This window comes from Nonomuraea sp. NPDC003804, from assembly GCF_040610675.1.
GTDB lineage: Bacteria > Actinomycetota > Actinomycetes > Streptosporangiales > Streptosporangiaceae > Nonomuraea.
In genome coordinates this window covers 168,512-183,347 of record NZ_JBEXMT010000017.1, presented here as the reverse complement: position 1 = coordinate 183,347, position 14,836 = coordinate 168,512, and the positions used below count along the sequence as shown (strand labels likewise).

At 70.7% G+C, this 14,836-nt stretch carries 16 protein-coding genes and 1 pseudogene; 4 read left to right on the top strand and 13 right to left on the bottom strand.

What is annotated here, in order from left to right; translation table 11 throughout:
* Nucleotides 1–28: 28 nt before the first annotated feature.
* Together ABZX22_RS24070 and ABZX22_RS24065 are read right to left on the bottom strand one after the other, a co-directional pair.
* Entirely contained in the window at nt 29–412 is a 384-nt protein-coding gene (locus ABZX22_RS24070) for a hypothetical protein (protein ID WP_354912834.1), read from the bottom strand.
* A gap of 135 nt (nt 413–547) precedes the next feature.
* Nucleotides 548–1,132 carry a hypothetical protein gene (locus ABZX22_RS24065; RefSeq protein WP_354912832.1) on the bottom strand — a complete coding sequence of 195 codons (585 nt, stop codon included), beginning with the start codon at nt 1,130–1,132 and terminating at the stop codon, nt 548–550.
* 164 nt (nt 1,133–1,296) lie between these two features.
* Here ABZX22_RS24065 and ABZX22_RS24060 point away from each other — a divergent pair, with 164 nt between their 5' ends.
* Both ABZX22_RS24060 and ABZX22_RS24055 read left to right on the top strand, forming a co-directional pair.
* On the top strand, nt 1,297–1,560 hold the full coding sequence (locus ABZX22_RS24060) for an LLM class flavin-dependent oxidoreductase (protein WP_354912830.1): 264 nt from the start codon (nt 1,297–1,299) through the stop codon (nt 1,558–1,560).
* A 44-nt stretch (nt 1,561–1,604) separates the two neighbouring features.
* Nucleotides 1,605–1,760: a hypothetical protein gene (locus ABZX22_RS24055; protein ID WP_354912829.1), complete on the top strand. Its 156-nt coding sequence runs from the start codon at nt 1,605–1,607 to the stop codon at nt 1,758–1,760.
* Nucleotides 1,761–1,873: 113 nt separating this feature from the next.
* Here the strand turns inward: ABZX22_RS24055 and ABZX22_RS24050 are convergent, their stop codons facing one another.
* The 8 genes from ABZX22_RS24050 to ABZX22_RS24015 form a co-directional block, all read right to left on the bottom strand.
* The gene (locus tag ABZX22_RS24050; protein ID WP_354912827.1) at nt 1,874–2,860 is read right to left on the bottom strand and encodes an agmatine deiminase family protein; all 987 of its coding nucleotides are present in this window, start codon (nt 2,858–2,860) and stop codon (nt 1,874–1,876) included.
* Nucleotides 2,861–3,043: 183 nt separating this feature from the next.
* Entirely contained in the window at nt 3,044–3,811 is a 768-nt protein-coding gene (locus tag ABZX22_RS24045; protein WP_354912825.1) for an ATP-binding cassette domain-containing protein, read from the bottom strand.
* On the bottom strand, nt 3,804–4,745 hold the full coding sequence (locus ABZX22_RS24040; protein ID WP_354912823.1) for an ABC transporter ATP-binding protein: 942 nt from the start codon (nt 4,743–4,745) through the stop codon (nt 3,804–3,806). Before ABZX22_RS24040 ends, ABZX22_RS24045 begins: the two co-directional genes overlap by 8 nt.
* The gene (locus ABZX22_RS24035; RefSeq protein WP_354912822.1) at nt 4,742–5,599 is read right to left on the bottom strand and encodes an ABC transporter permease; all 858 of its coding nucleotides are present in this window, start codon (nt 5,597–5,599) and stop codon (nt 4,742–4,744) included. Before ABZX22_RS24035 ends, ABZX22_RS24040 begins: the two co-directional genes overlap by 4 nt.
* Nucleotides 5,596–6,552: an ABC transporter permease gene (locus ABZX22_RS24030; protein WP_354912820.1), complete on the bottom strand. Its 957-nt coding sequence runs from the start codon at nt 6,550–6,552 to the stop codon at nt 5,596–5,598. Before ABZX22_RS24030 ends, ABZX22_RS24035 begins: the two co-directional genes overlap by 4 nt.
* Nucleotides 6,549–8,174, bottom strand: coding sequence for an ABC transporter substrate-binding protein (locus ABZX22_RS24025; protein ID WP_354912818.1), 1,626 nt, complete (start codon nt 8,172–8,174; stop codon nt 6,549–6,551). The genes ABZX22_RS24030 and ABZX22_RS24025 overlap by 4 nt, the downstream gene beginning before the upstream one ends.
* Nucleotides 8,175–8,210: 36 nt before the next feature.
* Nucleotides 8,211–9,170, bottom strand: coding sequence for a nitrilase-related carbon-nitrogen hydrolase (locus ABZX22_RS24020; protein ID WP_354912817.1), 960 nt, complete (start codon nt 9,168–9,170; stop codon nt 8,211–8,213).
* Nucleotides 9,167–10,171 carry an agmatine deiminase family protein gene (locus ABZX22_RS24015; RefSeq protein ID WP_354912815.1) on the bottom strand — a complete coding sequence of 335 codons (1,005 nt, stop codon included), beginning with the start codon at nt 10,169–10,171 and terminating at the stop codon, nt 9,167–9,169. The genes ABZX22_RS24020 and ABZX22_RS24015 overlap by 4 nt, the downstream gene beginning before the upstream one ends.
* A gap of 85 nt (nt 10,172–10,256) precedes the next feature.
* Between ABZX22_RS24015 and ABZX22_RS24010 the strand changes: the two genes are divergently transcribed.
* The gene (locus ABZX22_RS24010; protein WP_354912813.1) at nt 10,257–10,835 is read left to right on the top strand and encodes a TetR family transcriptional regulator C-terminal domain-containing protein; all 579 of its coding nucleotides are present in this window, start codon (nt 10,257–10,259) and stop codon (nt 10,833–10,835) included.
* A gap of 491 nt (nt 10,836–11,326) precedes the next feature.
* On the opposite strand, the pseudogene ABZX22_RS24005 reads toward ABZX22_RS24010, so the two are convergent.
* The 3 genes and pseudogenes from ABZX22_RS24005 to ABZX22_RS23995 all read right to left on the bottom strand — a co-directional run.
* Nucleotides 11,327–11,433, bottom strand: a pseudogene (locus tag ABZX22_RS24005) (NADP-dependent oxidoreductase); the annotation flags it as partial.
* A gap of 7 nt (nt 11,434–11,440) precedes the next feature.
* The gene (locus tag ABZX22_RS24000) at nt 11,441–13,012 is read right to left on the bottom strand and encodes a hypothetical protein (protein WP_354912811.1); all 1,572 of its coding nucleotides are present in this window, start codon (nt 13,010–13,012) and stop codon (nt 11,441–11,443) included.
* Nucleotides 13,005–13,541 carry an RNA polymerase sigma factor gene (locus ABZX22_RS23995; protein WP_354912809.1) on the bottom strand — a complete coding sequence of 179 codons (537 nt, stop codon included), beginning with the start codon at nt 13,539–13,541 and terminating at the stop codon, nt 13,005–13,007. Before ABZX22_RS23995 ends, ABZX22_RS24000 begins: the two co-directional genes overlap by 8 nt.
* A 273-nt stretch (nt 13,542–13,814) precedes the next feature.
* Here ABZX22_RS23995 and ABZX22_RS23990 point away from each other — a divergent pair, with 273 nt between their 5' ends.
* Nucleotides 13,815–14,669 (top strand): NAD-dependent protein deacetylase, encoded by an 855-nt coding sequence (locus ABZX22_RS23990; RefSeq protein ID WP_354912807.1) that lies wholly within the window; start codon nt 13,815–13,817, stop codon nt 14,667–14,669.
* Nucleotides 14,670–14,836 lie beyond the last annotated feature (167 nt).

The window sequence follows — 14,836 nt, the reverse complement described above, 5'->3', positions numbered from 1 at the left end:
GGGCTTATGCCGTCGATCAACCCCTTTGTCAGCAGGAAGGGGCAGGACCAAGCGATTCGATCCAGGACGCGAAGTCCGCGGACACGACGTCGAAGTCCGCAGGCTCCAGATCGCCCAGACCGGAGGAGAACACGGCCGAGTCCGGGTCATCGGCACGCAGGAGGAATCCGCGGCCACCACTGTCATCGCCGACGAGGAGGAATCCTGGTGCATACTGCGCGACTTCGTAAGTGGCGTTGCGTTCACCGATGACCCCTGCCGAGTACACCGCGACGCCGGACTCTGTGTGAAGGCCGTCCCTCACGCTCCACAGTGCCACCAGCGGAGCTGGAAGGCTCATCGCCGTCTCGGCCCGCGCGCGCATCACATCGTCCGGCGTTGCCGCCGCCAGCCTCGAAACCGACCCCGTCACCCTGCACCCCTCCCAACAGGCTGCGGCCGCCCTGACAAGCGGCGGCACAGCCACTCCCACCAGGACCGCTCCCGAGCAAACCGCTACAGCCGGCCGCCGGCGGCCCCAACATGATCACGATCTACGGCTGAAGTACTACGGAGAACGCACGCTGGACACGTCCTCACCGTCACATGTGTCACCGCGGGCCTTGATGGCGGCGAGCCGGGCAGACCACTCGCGTTCGGCGATGACGAGGCCGCCCTCCAGCGTCTCGACGAGTGACGTCCGGCTCACCGACACCACCGTTGGCTCACGCCGGGCCTCGGTGCCCCACGCGGGACCGCCTCCCTTGCGTACCCGACAGGCGAGGTGCACCCGGTCCCCGTCAGGGAACGCGAACGCTGTCACCTCGTCGGTGCACTCCCCCCACTCCAGGAACACACACCGTGCGAGTGCCGCCTCGGCCCCAGGTGAGGCCCCGGTACTGGCGTCGTCGTACATCCAGCTCTCGGCAATGCGGAAGGACTCAGACGGCGAAGTGAACCCCACCGGCGGCGCAGTCGGCGTGCGAAAGCGGCTGAGCTCGTCCGTGAGCTTCTTGACCAGTAGGGGCGGATAGAACGCGTTGTCCCACGTGTTCACATGGAGCCCTCCGACGAAGACGTCGACGCACAGCAGCCCCGGGTCCTGTTCGACGTGGAACTCCAAACCGAATCCGGTCCGCGACCCGAACAACATGGCGACCTCCTCAGCCCTGGCGCGACACCCATCACGGCCCAACCCTATTGATCCACTTTCGATACACGGCCTTGTCTAGGCACGTGCTACCCGTGGGCTCAATGGGTCACTTCCTTGGGAATACGGACCTCGAAACGGTGACCAGACCCATCGGAAGACAGGGCTTGGTCGACCTGGTAATCGTGGATGCGCAATACCTCGGCCACGGCCCCCATCTGCGCGAAGCTCTCGGACCGGCCATGGCCCGGGTCGCCGGCGAACCGGCCGACGTGGCCATCACCTGGCTGGTCCCCGCCGCCCACCTCCGGGACCTGATCGTCCCCGCGCTTCGCGAGGGCGCCGAGGCGGCCGGACGTCCGATACCCCGCCTGGTGTCCCTCGTCCCGGTGGCCTCGACACAGACGGACGCGACCTGCCCGATCTGGTGATCGCCGGGCATTCCAGTCACCTCCGCCTGCCGCACTACGCCACGATGCTGCGAAGGTGCGGTATCGACACCGACACCGCCGACCCCCGCGCCGCGGCGACGGCGTTGATCAAGGGCGGCGCGTTCGTCGGCGGCAATCTCGCCGACGTCCGCGAGCAACTGCGCCGACATGCCGACGCCGGCGCCGCGAGATCGCTGTGAATCTCTCCGGCGTGCATGTGCGGTACGGCGGGACAACGGCGTTGCGGGAACTTTACATGATCTTGGAGGAGGTCGCGCGTGAGAGCATCGCCTGATCTTGCCCGGGCCCGCCTTCAGGCTCGCTTGGGCATCTGCTGGGTGGAGCAGTGGATGCCGCCGCCACCCTCGCCGAGGGTGTCGACCGGCATCTGGACGATCTCGCGTCGGGGATACAGCTCCCGGACGATGGCGGCGGCGTCCTTGTCGGCCTTCTTGTCGCCGAAGCGGGGCATGATGACGGCGTCGTTGATCACGTAGTAGTTCACGTAGGTGGCCAGGAAATCCTTACCGCGGCGGCCGATGTCGACCGGTTCGGGAAGCTCGACGAGTTCGAGCCGCTTGCCGCGCGCGTCGACGGCGCTGGTCAGGACTTTGCGCGCCTGGTCGTAGGCGGCGGTCCAGACGTCATGGGGAGCGTCCTCGGACGGCGTGCTGATCACAGCGACGCCGGGTTCGGAGAAGCGGGCGAGCGCGTCGATGTGGTAGTCGGTGATGTCCTTGCCCTTGACGCCCTTGACCCAGATGACGGTGGTCGCGCCGAGGGCCTCCTTCAGCGCGCGCTCGATCTCGTTACGCGTCCTGCCGGGGTTGCGGTTGTCGTTGACCAGCGAGCTCTCCGTGGCCATCAGCGTGCCCGCGCCGTCGACCTCGATGGAGCCGCCTTCGGCGACGATCGGCGCCTTGATCCTGGTGACGCGCTCCATGGTCAGGATCTCGCGGGCCACGTCGCGGTCGCGGGAGTGCTCTTGCTTGTCTCCCCAGCCGTTGAAGTTGAAGTCGACTCCGGCGATGCCCTGCGGGCCGGGCACGAAGGTGGGCCCGGTGTCGCGCGTCCACAGGTCGTCGACCGGGATCGGCACGACCTCGACCTGGGAGCCGCACGCACGCTGTGCGGCCTTGACGTCCCTGGAGTTGGCCAGCAGTACCACCGGCTCGTAGTCGGCGATCGCGCGGGCGATGCCCGCGATGTCCCGGCGCACGCCGGCGGTGTCCGCCTCCCAGATCACCTCGGTGGGCCAGGACATGAAGGTCAGCTCGTGCGGGTGCGCCTCGTCGGGCATCCGCCATCCGGCCGCCTCGCCGAAGGGTCCGCCTTGGCCGCCTCCGCCGTCGTGGCCCCGTTCCTCGTCAATGACGTGCCGCAGGCGCTCAGCGCGCCGCCGACGGCGGCCAAGATCGTGGCTTGTAGTGTCTGACGTCGAGATATTCGCACAGATGTTCCCTGACTGAAATTTTCGTTAGGACTAGGTTATCCCTGCCGGCCGCGGCACCGAGGCCAGCAGAAGCTGGGTGTAGGCGTGTCGTGGTTCGGTCAGCACGCGGGCCGTCGGGCCCCGTTCCACGATCTCCCCGTGTCGCATGACGACGAGATGGTCGGTCACCTGGCTCACGACGCCCAAGTCGTGGGTGATGAACAGGAACGCGGTGCCGGTCTGCTCGCGTAGGTCGGCGAGGAGGTTGAGGATCTGCGCCTGGACGCAGACGTCGAGGGCGGCGACCGCCTCGTCCAGCACGAGGACGGACGGCTCGACCGCGAGCGCACGGGCGATGGCGACCCGCTGGCGCTGGCCGCCGGACAGGTGGCGAGGCAGCGCGGCGGCTTCCCGTTCGCCCAGCCCGACCTGGCCGAGGAGCTGCGCGATCCGCCGGGCGTGGTCGATGTCAGGGAAGTGCAGCTTCAGGGTCTCGTGCAGCACGACGCCGGCACTGAGCCGCGGGTCCAGCGACAGGAACGGATCCTGGAAGACGATCTGAACCTCGCGGGCCCGCCGCAGCCGTTCGGCTCGTCCGCGCCGGCGGATCGAGCGGTCGTGACCGCGAACGGTGACGTGCCCGGTGTCGGCCTGCTCCAGGCCGAGGACGATGCGGGCGGTGGTGGTCTTGCCGGAGCCCGACTCGCCGACGACGCCCAGTGAGCCGCCCTCGGCCAGGGTGAAGGAGACGTCGCGGACGGCCTGCAGGCTCCCGTAGGCCTTGGACAGCGCGCTGACCTCGAGCAGCGGCTCAGCCATCGCTCTCGCCTCCGGTGATGCTGTGGTGGCAGGCGACGACCCCTTCGCCGCGGGTGATCGGCTCGGGGACGTCGCTGTGGCAGACCGGCGTCACGCGTGGGCACCGTACGGCGAAGGCGCAGCCCGCGAGCTCGGTCCGCAGATCGGGCGGCTGGCCGGGAATGGTGGCCAGCCTCGGCCTGGGCGTTTCCAGGACGCGGGGCGTGGCAGCCAGCAAGGCGGCGGTGTAGGGATGGCGCGGGCGGGAGAGGAGCATGCCCGCCGGTCCGGTCTCCGCGATACGCCCCGCGTACATGACGTACACCCGGTCGGCGATGGCGGCGGCCAGCTCCAGGTCGTGGGTGACGAACAGCAGCCCGGTGCCGTAGCGCTGCCGCAAGGAGGCGAGCAGGGCCACGATCTCGGCCTGGGTGGTGACGTCGAGAGCCGTGGTGGGCTCGTCGCACAGCAGCAGCGTCGGGCCGCCCATCAGCGCTGCGGCGATCATGACTCGCTGCAGCATGCCGCCGGACAGCTCGTGCGGATACTGCCGCAGCACCCGATGCTCCAGGCCCACCGCCGACACCAGCTCGCGAACGCGATCCTGCGAACCTGGCCGCCCCTCGGCCAGGAAGTCGCCGATCCCGCGCAGCGGGTTGATGGCCGCCCGCGGGTCCTGGAAGATCATGGCGACGGTACGGCGGCGTAGCTCGCGCAGCCGGGTCGCCGGCATGGCGAGGACGTCCTCGCCCTCGACGGCCACCGTTCCTTCGACGGCCGCTCCGGGCGGCAGCAGCCCGAGCACGGTCCGCGAGGTCAGGCTCTTGCCGGAGCCGGACTCGCCGACCAGCGCCACGGTCTCGCCCGCGCCGACGGTCAGGTCCACGCCGTCGAGGACGGGCCGCCGCGTGCCGGGCAGCCGCATCCGCAGCTCCGAGATCCGCAGGATGGTCATGCCCGCCTCCGTGAGACCCGGTCGGCCCAGTGCTCGGCGACGACGTTGAAGGCGACCACGGTGAGCACGATCGCCAGGCAGGGCAGGATGGCCGAGAGCGGGTGGCCTTGCAGCAGCGCGGTCTGGCCGTCGCTGATCATCGAACCCCAGCCCGGTGTCAGCGGGGGCACGCCCAGCCCCAGGTAGGACAGGGCCGACAGGTCGAGCAGGGCGTAGCCGAAGTTGACCGACGACTGCGCGAGCACTACCGGGGCGATGTTGGGGATCAGGTGGCGCAGGCAGATCGTCAGGTTCGAGAAGCCCTGCACCCGGTAGGCGGCCAGGTAGGGGCGCTGCCGTTCGGAGAGGGTGAGGTTGCGGGTCAGCCGGCTCACGTAGGGCAGGTAGGCCAGCGACAGGGCGATGACAGGGGCGAGCAGGCCTGTGCCGTACAGGGCGACGAACATGATCGCCACGAGCAGGGCGGGGAAGGCGAGCAGCAGCTCGCCGGCGCGTGACAGCACGGTGTCCGCCCAGCCGCCGAGCCATCCGGCGGCGACGCCGACCAGGACGCCGGCGACGGTGGAGAAGAGCACGACCGCGATCGGGCCCAGCAGCGAGGTGCGGGCGCCGGTGATGAGCCTGGACAGGGTGTCGCGGCCGGCCGCGTCCGCGCCGAGCGGATGGCTGGGGGACGGGCCGGTCAGGGCGGCGCCCAGGTCGCTCGCGTTGGGATCGGCGGGCGCGAGCCAGGGCGCGGCCAGCGCGACGACGACCATGGACACGGCGAAGGCGAGACAGGTCAGGTACAGCCAGCCCCGGCCGGTGCGCAGGGAGCCGAGGACCGGACGGCGGACGATCGGGCCGGCGCTCATCCGGCATCGCTCCGGACGCCGAGGCGGACCCGGGGGTCGACCAGCGGATAGCACAGGTCGACGATCAGATTGGTCAGCGTGAACAGGGCCACCACCAGCAGCGTGATGGCCTGGACGACGGGGAAGTCCTTGACCTGGACCGAGCTCTCCAGCAACGCGCCCAGACCGCCGAGGCCGAAGGCCGCCTCGACCAGCACGGTGCTGATGACCAGCCCGGAGATGGTCAGGCCGCTGACGGTGACGACGGGGCCGAGCGAGTTGCGCAGGACATGCCGGCGGATCACCAGATGTTCGGGGAGGCCGCGGCTGCGGGCCACGGTGACGTGTTCGAGGGCGAGTTGGTCCCGCATCGCGCCTCGGGTGACCCGGGCGAGCCAGCCGGTCCAGTAGAGGGCCAACGCCAGCGACGGCAGGGCCAAGTGGTAGATCATGTCGGCGAGCCCGTCGCCGCTGCCGATCGTGGGGAACCAGCCGAGTTGCACGGAGAAGACCCACAGCAGCCCGATGGCGGCGACGAACGACGGGGTGCCCAGCGCCACCGAGGTGCCGACCAGGACCGCCGAGTCGACCGCACCGCCGCGTACCGCGGCCAGCCGGCCCAGCCCGACGCCGAAGAGCACCACCAGCACCGCCGCCATCGTGATGAGCAGCAGCGTGCTGGGCAGCCGGGCCTCGATCAGCCCCAGCACCGGGCTGCGGTACTGCATCGACCTGCCCAGATCGCCGGTGAGCACGCCGCCCGCCCATTTGACGTACTGCAGCAGGAACGGATCGTCCAGGTGGTACTGGGCCCGGATCGCGGCCAGGGCCTGCGGGCCGGCGGCGCGGCCGCCGAGCAGGAAGGACTCCGGGCTGCCAGGAGCCAGGTGAACCGCGCCGAACACCAGGAAAGACGCGGCCGCCAGGGTCAGCGCCAGCTCCAGCAGCCGCCGGAGGAGGAACAGGGCGATCATCCGGCCGCACCCACGTCGGCCGCCCAGGGGTAGTACATGTAGGCGATCGAGGTCGGCGCGCCGGTGATCCGCTTGCCGAGGAACAGCGAGGTCGGCCATTCGGCGACCGGGATCCACAGCACCTGCTCGGTCACCTTCTCCTGCAGCCGCGCGGTCAGCGCCGCCCGCTTGGCCGGGTCGTACTCCGCGACGGCCTGGTCGACCAGCGCGTCGTAGGCGGGGCCGGAGTAGCCCATGTAGTTCTCGAAACCGTCGCTGCGGAAGATCGAGTAGTTGGCCAGCGGGTCGGTGATCGACAGGTAGTAGGTGCACGGGAACAGATCGACGGCCGCGCGCGCCTTCGGATCGGAGAACAGGGCGGTGTAGGCGTCCGGCGCGATGGTCTTGAGCTCGACGTCGAGCCCGATCCCGGTGCCGGCCGCCTGCGCGGCGGTGGCCAGCAGGGAAACGTCGGAGCCGATCGGGCTGGTGGCGATCGTGATCTTCTTGCCGGTGGCGCCCGCCTGGCGGATGAGCTCCTTGGCCGCGGCCAGGTCCCGCTTGACAGGAGGCAGGGAAGGCCCGTTCTGCCAGGCGTCCCGGGGCGCGGGGGCGGCGGCCGGCGAGCCGACCGCCTGCAGGCCGGTCTTGATGAACCCTTCCCGGTCCAGAGCCAGCGACAGGGCCCGCCGCACCCGGACGTCGCCCAGCGTCCCCTTGAGGTTGGTGAAGGCCAGGTTGACCGTGGTCAGGCTCTTGCCGAAGTAGAGCGTGCCCTTGCCGCTCCTCGTGAGTCCGGCGTAGCTGTCGGGGCCGATCAGGTAGCCGCCGTCGACCTCGCCGGTCAGCATGGCGTTGGTCCTGGCGGCCGGATCGGTGATGAACCTGAAGCCGACCTTCGCCGCCTTCGCCGGTTTTCCCCAGTAGCCGGCGAAGCGGTCGATCTCGATGGACTCGCCCTTGCGCCACGTGCCGAGCCGGTAGGGGCCGGTACAGTCCACGCCGCCGTCGGGGTTGCCGTAGTTCTCGCCCTTGGCTTCGACGGCACGCGGGTTGACGACCGTACCGGCGGAGGTGGCCATCCACTGGTTGAACTGGGAGTCGGGCCGCTTCAGCCGTACGGTCACCTCCATCGGTCCGCTCTTGTCGATCGAGGCGACCCGGTCGAAGGACTTGGCCCAGTACGAGCCCAGGCCGGCGTCCAGATGTCGGCGCAGGCTGTAGACGACGTCGTCGGCGCTGACCTCACCGCCGCTGTGGAACCTCACTCCTGGTCGGATCCGGTAGACGAACGTCCTGGGATCCGGCTGCTTCACCGCCGACGCCAGCCCGGGCTCAAGCCCGAGTTGTGGAGTCCAGCGCATGAGGCTCTCGCAGACATTGGACAGGATCATGTTCTGGGGGTAGTCGAAGGCGTAGATGTAGTCCAGCGTCGGCGGCTCGGCATAGGTGGACCACGAGAAGGAGTCGATGTCGCCCTTGGCCACCGGGGTCGATGCCGACAGCGTGTAGCCCGCGCTGCCGCCTGTGTCGCGGGTGGCGGGCTGACCGCAGGCGGTAGCCGCGAGGACGGTGACCGCCGCGGTCAGCGCGACGGACGGGCGGCCCTTGAACAAGGCGGACGGCGGTGTGGATTCCGGCATGAGGCATTCCCTGGTTCGCAGATCAGTGGGCGGAGGTCATGACGGCGCCTCTGCTTCGCGGGTGACCGGGCGGGTCAGCGCGCCGTACAGCTCGGGCCGCCGGGTGTGTATCAGCCCGAACTCCAGCCAGTCCTGCCGCTGGTCCAGGTCGAGGTCGGCGACGAGCACCGCGGGCCGGTCGCGCGGGGCGCGCAGCATCACCCTGCCGTAGGGGTCGGAGATGAACGACGAGCCGTAGAAGGTGATCAGCCCTTCCGGGCCGACCCGGTTGGGTACCACCATGAACAGGGCGTTGGCCAGCCCGTTGGCGGAGATGGCGTGCTCCCACATCGGCTGGGTGTCGAAATGCGGCAGCTCCGGCTCCGAGCCGATCGCGGTCGGGTGGACCAGCACCTGCGCGCCCTCCAACGCGTACGCCCGGGCCAGTTCGGGAAACCACTCGTCCCAGCAGGTGGGGAAGCCGAACCTGGCGCCGCGCACCTCCGTCACGGGGAACCCGGTGTCGCCCGGCCGGAAGCACAGATCCTCGTGATAGCCGGGGAACCGGGGGATGTGCAGCTTGCGGGTGCGCGCTAGCAGCGTTCCGTCCGGGCCCACGCAGATCGCGGTGTTGTAGCCGAGCCCGCCGTCGGTGGCCCGTTCGTACAGCGAGGCGTGCACCACGACGCCCAGTTCGGCGGCCAGTTCGGTGGCCAGACGGGTGGTCGGCCCGTCCGGGAGGTCTTCCAGATACCGGTCGGCACCCGCGGCCAGCTCCTTGTCGGCCGCGAAGTAGGGGCTGCGGGTGAGCTCGGGCAGGCACACCACCTCGGCGCCCCGTCCGGCGGCCAGCCGGACCCCGGCTCGCAGCGCCTCGTCATGCGCCCGCTCGTCGGCCTGCCATCGCATCTGCACCAGCCCCACCCGCAGCAGGGCCCCGGGGCCGGGCTCGGCGCGGCCGGGCGAGCCGAGCGGTGATCCGGACGAGGTCAACAGGGCGTAGTCCACGCCGCTCACAGCGCACCGCCCGCGGCCGGGATCTGCTGGGTGATGCAGTGCACCCCTCCACCGCCGTAGGCGACGGTCCTGGTCACCACCCCGATCACCTTCCGGTCGGGGAAGGCGGCGGCGATGACGGCCAGCGCGCCCTCGTCGGCCGGTATCCCGGCGACCGGGACGACCACGCCGCCGTTGGTCACGTAGAAGTTCAGGTAACCGACCTCGACCTGCTCGCCCGCTACCTCGACGAACGCGCTCTGCGGCAGCTCGATCAGCTCGAACGGCCTGCCGATGGCGTCGGTGGAGGCCTCCAGGACCGCCTTGTTGGCCCGCATTCGCGCGTAGTCCGGATGCCGGGGGTCGTCGGGGAGCTGAATCAGCACCTTCCCCGGGGCGGTGAAGGCGGCGACGCCGTCCACGTGGCCGTCGGTCTCCCGGTCCTCCAGCCCGCCGTACGGCAGCCAGATCACCTTGGTGACGCCCAACCTGGCCTTGAGCTCGGCCTCGATGTCCGCCCTGGTCAGGTCCGGGTTCCTGTTCGGGTGCAGGAGGCACTGCTCGGTGGTGATCAGGGTGCCCTCACCGTCGACGGTGATCGCGCCGCCCTCCAGGATCATGCGGGATTCGACGCGGTCGACACCGAGACGCTCCAGCAACAGCGCGCTGATCCGATCGTCCTGGTCCCACGGGTGGTGCTTGCCGCCCCAGGAGTTGAAGCGGAAGTCCACCGCGGCGCGGGCGCCGTCGCGGCCGAGCACGAAGATCGGCCCGGAGTCGCGCAGCCACGAGTCGTCGATGGGCAGCTCGACCACCTCGACCGCGTCGCCGCACAGGGCGCGCGCCTGCTCTCCCTGGCCGGGCAGCGCGACCATCGTCACGGGCTCGAACCGCGCGATGGCCCGAGCAACGGCGGCGTACTCCTCCCGCGCCTGTCCGAGCACGTCCTTCCACAGCTCCTCCCTGGTCGGCCAGGCCATGAGGCATCCCTCGTGCGCGGCCCATTCGGCAGGCATCCGCATGATCTCTCCTGTCTGAAATTTCAGTCAGTCTTGGGCGGTTGCTATAGTGCCTACCGACTGAAGTTTCAGTCAAGACGGAGGTGCAATGTCGTCCGATCGCCAGCGGCTGATCCTGGAAGCCGCCGTCCGCGTCATCGCCCACAGCGGCGTGCGTGGGCTACGCGTGGAGAAGCTGGCCGCGGAGGCCGGAGTGTCGACCGCGCTCATCTATTACCACTTCGGCGACCGGGCCGGGTTGATGCGCCGAACCCTGGAGTTCGTCAACGAGCGAGCTGGCCGGTACACCGACGAGGCGCGGGAGATCGGCGAGGATCCCCGCGCCCAGCTCGAACTGCTCCTGCTCCTGGAGCTGCAGGACACCCCCACGGTCCGGGAGAACAGCGCGGCGTGGGGTGAGCTGCGGGCGAGCGCGGTGTTCGACCCCGACCTGCGCGAGCCGCTGAGCTCCTCCACGCGCGGCTGGGTCGACGAGCTCGCCGACATGATACGGCAGGCGCAGTCCGCGGGTCTGGCCGCGGCCGACGCCGACCCGATCGACGTGGCCGAGCGCCTCACCGCCCTGGTCGAAGGGCTGAGCGAACGCTGGCTCAGCGGCTCGATGACCCTGGACCGTGCCCGGGCGCTGGTGGAAGGTGCCGTCACCGCGGAGCTGGGCAAGCGATGACGACCATCGCCGGCTCGACGAGCGTGTCCTGGTGGTGTGCGGGGAACGGACGACACCTCGCGCTGCAGAGGCGGGCACCGTGCGGACTTTCGCCCCTAACGGGAAGCCCATCCGCTGCCCCCGGCGTGGCGGGACCAGCTGTTGATCTTCTCGGCACCATCTCTTGATCTTGAACCTGGCCGGTGCGATGACGAGAGCCCTTCGGTGAAGATCGTGATTGATGGATCGTGTAAGGCACGACGGATGCGACGTGGTGGCCGTCGCCATGTGACCGCGATCCCTCAAGATCGCGAGGTATCGCTGGAGTACACCAGGAGAGCGAGGTGGCGTCGACCTTGAGCGGCTGCGCGAGAACCTGGCCCAGACGCACCGGCAGGTGGCCGAGGCAGGCCACCGCCGCCGCGGTGGCACAGGCGCGCGCCGAGACCGCTAGCCCGGCACGACCGGGACCAGGCCCGCGCCCAGCTGGCTACGAAACCGCCGTCGGGCTTGGCGCCCTCGATGAGAAGGGTGCGCCCCCGCAGGGGACACCGAGCGCCTTCAGCCCGCCCATCGCGGTCACGGATGCCAGACCGGCGCCGGCGGCCTCCTCGTCGGTCCCCCGGTCACCTCCGTTTCTTGGCGCAGTCCGCCGGTTCCTCGGGCCGCTCGTCGGTCCACCCGTCGCCGGGGGTGTGCGCCGTGTAGTGCAGCACCGTTCCCTTCGGCAGTCCTTCGCGAGCCTCCAGCAGGACCGTCACCTCCGCGAGGATCCGGCCGGTCTCCGGGTCGAGGATCTGCTGGAATTCGGTCGGCGCCTCCTCACCTCCCGGATAGGACATGCCCTTGCCGTCCCAGAAGGAGACCCTGATCCCGGGGCGTCCCAGCGGGTCGGTGGCCTGTCCCCGCACCCGGGTGGTCGGCAGATCGGCGAGGAGGTGAAGCAGCGCCGCCCTGGTGCCCGGCTTGAGCGGAAGGTTCAGCAGGGAGGCCGCCATGGGCAGCGCGTCCTCGAAGGACCTGCGGGTCCTGCGGTCGTAGAGCGTCCGCAGGCGATCACGCAGCCGTGCCGGGTCGGCCGGGAGGCGCTCCACCTCCGCGACGGTGAGCCCGGCGAACCGCCGGTCGGGCAGCAGGCCCTTCGCGTCGACCCCGCGGGTGTACTCGCAGGCGGACGGCTCGGAGCTGAGCTTCAGCCGGGCGCAGTCCTCGCCGGGGGTTCCGCCCATGCACGCCTGCTCGACCTCCGCCGGCGAACCGGCCGCCCGCCAGGCCTTCTCGTCGGCCGCGGTGGCCGGGCGCGTGAACAGCCGCCGTGACTCCGTCATGAGCGGCCCGGTGGGGTCACGCGGCTGCCACCAGTCGAACCTCGCCTCCTCCTTGAGCCTGTAGACAGCCCCCGGCGCGCCCACCCTGATCAACGATCCGTTGGTCAGCGTGCGCCGCCAGTAGGCGCCCGTCCGGGCAGGGAGCTTCTCCACCCGATCGGCGATGTCATGGAGCGGCCGCGCGGCCTGGACGTCGTACGCCGCCACCGACCAGGCCCCGGGACGGCTGCCCAGCTCGGCGGCCAGCCGGTCGGCCGTCTCCGGTCCGGACAGCTCGTACGCGCCGTCGCACGAGCCCTGGGGCGGGCAGGCCTTGCGCCCCCGCACGACGGGCGCGTCGGGCGGGAAGACCCAGAAGGTGATCTCGTGGTCGCGGCCGAGCCAGCCCGGCTCGTGCGCCTTGTCAGCCAGCATGCTGGGCGCGCCGTCCGGACCACACGTACCGCCGGCGCTGCTCCCACCCTCGTTGCTGAAGAAGATCGAGCCAGGCTTCTGGCAGAAGAGCACGATCGCGATCCTCTCGCTCGTGGGACGGAACCGGAGCGTCGTCTTCGTCGCCGACTGCGGCATCCTCGCCCCCGCGAGACGGTGCAGGCCCTGGTGGACGCGTGGTGCCTGCTGGAACGCCGGAGGGGCCGCGGGCTGCGGCTCCGGAACGCCGCCCAGGTGCGACACCAGCATGATCACCGCCGTGACGACCGCGATGGTGGCGACGCCGGCGCCCGCCGTCCAGGCCCAGCGCCGGAGCGGGCGGGGCCGCCGAACCGGGTCATCGAGAGCGGCCAGCCGCGCCCGAGCCCTGGCCACGGTCTCGGCCGAGGGCTGCGGCACGTCCGGGATCGCCTGGGCGAGCAGCGTGACCTCATCCATCGTGCGCCTCCTTCAGCGGGTTGACGTCGCCCAGTGCCTTGCGAAGCTGCTTGCGCGCCCGGTTGAGCCGGGACGCGACGGTGCCGTAGGGGATCTCCAGTGCGGCGGCCACCTCCAGATGGGTCAGCCCGCCCAACGCCACCAGCAGCACCACGTCCCTGTCTCCGCGGTTCAGGCCGGCAAGCGCCCCCGCGAGCCTGCCGGTGAGCTTTCCGGCCGCGACACGGGTCAGCGTCGCGTCCTCGTGGTCCTCCGCCTCGCGTTCGGCTGTCCGGCTGAGCGCCTTCCACCTGCGGATCTCGGTACGGCGGTGCCGGGCGACGAGGTTGGTGGCGATGCCGTACAGCCAGGGCCTGACCTCGCCGCGCGAGGAGTCGTACCCTCCTCGGACGGCGACGAGGAAGACCTCGGCCGCCAGGTCGTCGGCGGCGTCCACGGACAGCCTCCGGGCGATGTAGCGGTGGATCTCGGCGAAATGCGCGTCGAAGACGCGATCGAGGTCGGTCCGCAGATGGGTTGAAACGCTCATGCCGACTGTCCCGTCGGTATCGGTGTCTGGCTCACGCACTGGTCTCCATCCGGTCAGGAACAGCGGTCACCCCTGTTTGCCCGACGGCCCGGAATGCTTTCACGAAGCATGTGCCGTCGCGGCACGGTGCCGGCCCGCGCCCGCGAGGGCGGCCCGTCCGGTCCGCCCCCGGCTGGCCCGACTCGCTCTCGTCGGCCCGGTACGGCCCGCTCTTGCCGAGCCGGGACGGCGATGGGGGCTGGAGCCCGCCTCGGCGTGGGGCACTATGGAGGCGTGACGCAGGTGGTGCAGAACGGGTCGGCGCTCCGCTCCTTCGACAGACTGGTCGAACTGGTCGGCGACGGCGGCGTCGTGATCCTGAGCGGAGCGGGACTGTCCACGGAGTCGGGCATCCCCGACTACCGCGGCGAGACGGGACGGACGCGCAAGGCCGAGCCGATGACCTACCAGACGTTCGTCGGCAGTGCCGCCGCCCGCCGGCGCTACTGGGCCCGCAGCCACGTGGGCTGGCGGCACATCGCTCACGCGACCTCCAACGCGGGTCACCGCGCCGTCGCCGCGCTGCAGGCCCGCGGGCTGGTCACCGGCATCATCACGCAGAACGTCGACGGCCTGCACCAGGCCGCGGGCGCGAGCCAGGTGGTCGAGTTGCACGGCAGCCTCCACCGCGTGCGGTGCCTGGCGTGCGGCGAGCGCACCCCGCGCGAGCGGCTTCACCAACGGCTGAGCACGGCCAACCCCGGCTGGGACGACGGCGTGACGGGCACGATCAACCCGGACGGCGACGCGGTGCTCGCCGCCGACCGCATCGACTCGTTCACGATCGTCGACTGTGCCGCCTGCGGCGGCGTGCTCAAGCCGGACGTGATCTTCTTCGGCGAGAACGTGCCGCGACCGCGCGTCGCCGACTGCTTCGAGCTGACCGAGAGCGCGGGTCTGCTGCTGGTCCTCGGCTCCTCGCTGACCGTGATGTCCGGCTACCGGTTCGTCCGGCGGGCCGTCGAGCACGCCGTCCCCGTCGCGATCATCAACCAGGGCCCGACGAGGGGCGACGCGGACGCCCGGGTACGGCTCGACGCCCCGCTCGGGCCGACGCTCACCACGCTGCTGGACGCGCTCGCCCGGTGAGGCGCTGTCAGGTGGTGCCCTGCGTGAGGACGCTGGGCCGGTGAGCTGCTGTCCGGTGGCGCCCGCGGTCAGGACGCTCGGCCGGTAGCGCGCGATCAGCCCCGTGGCCGATCATCCGGTATCAGGAAATGTCCCTGAAGCCGATCTCTCCGGGGCTGCTGTGCCGT

Bases quoted from the DNA above. Each gene is read 5' to 3' on its own strand.
- ABZX22_RS24065 (WP_354912832.1), bottom strand. From the start codon at position 1,132: ATGTTGTTCGGGTCGCGGACCGGATTCGGTTTGGAGTTCCACGTCGAA.
- ABZX22_RS24055 (WP_354912829.1), top strand. From the start codon at position 1,605: ATGCTGCGAAGGTGCGGTATCGACACCGACACCGCCGACCCCCGCGCC.
- ABZX22_RS24050 (WP_354912827.1), bottom strand. From the start codon at position 2,860: ATGCCCGACGAGGCGCACCCGCACGAGCTGACCTTCATGTCCTGGCCC.
- ABZX22_RS24045 (WP_354912825.1), bottom strand. From the start codon at position 3,811: ATGGCTGAGCCGCTGCTCGAGGTCAGCGCGCTGTCCAAGGCCTACGGG.
- ABZX22_RS24040 (WP_354912823.1), bottom strand. From the start codon at position 4,745: ATGACCATCCTGCGGATCTCGGAGCTGCGGATGCGGCTGCCCGGCACG.
- ABZX22_RS24035 (WP_354912822.1), bottom strand. From the start codon at position 5,599: ATGAGCGCCGGCCCGATCGTCCGCCGTCCGGTCCTCGGCTCCCTGCGC.
- ABZX22_RS24030 (WP_354912820.1), bottom strand. From the start codon at position 6,552: ATGATCGCCCTGTTCCTCCTCCGGCGGCTGCTGGAGCTGGCGCTGACC.
- ABZX22_RS24025 (WP_354912818.1), bottom strand. From the start codon at position 8,174: ATGCCGGAATCCACACCGCCGTCCGCCTTGTTCAAGGGCCGCCCGTCC.
- ABZX22_RS24015 (WP_354912815.1), bottom strand. From the start codon at position 10,171: ATGCGGATGCCTGCCGAATGGGCCGCGCACGAGGGATGCCTCATGGCC.
- ABZX22_RS24010 (WP_354912813.1), top strand. From the start codon at position 10,257: ATGTCGTCCGATCGCCAGCGGCTGATCCTGGAAGCCGCCGTCCGCGTC.
- ABZX22_RS24000 (WP_354912811.1), bottom strand. From the start codon at position 13,012: ATGGATGAGGTCACGCTGCTCGCCCAGGCGATCCCGGACGTGCCGCAG.
- ABZX22_RS23995 (WP_354912809.1), bottom strand. From the start codon at position 13,541: ATGAGCGTTTCAACCCATCTGCGGACCGACCTCGATCGCGTCTTCGAC.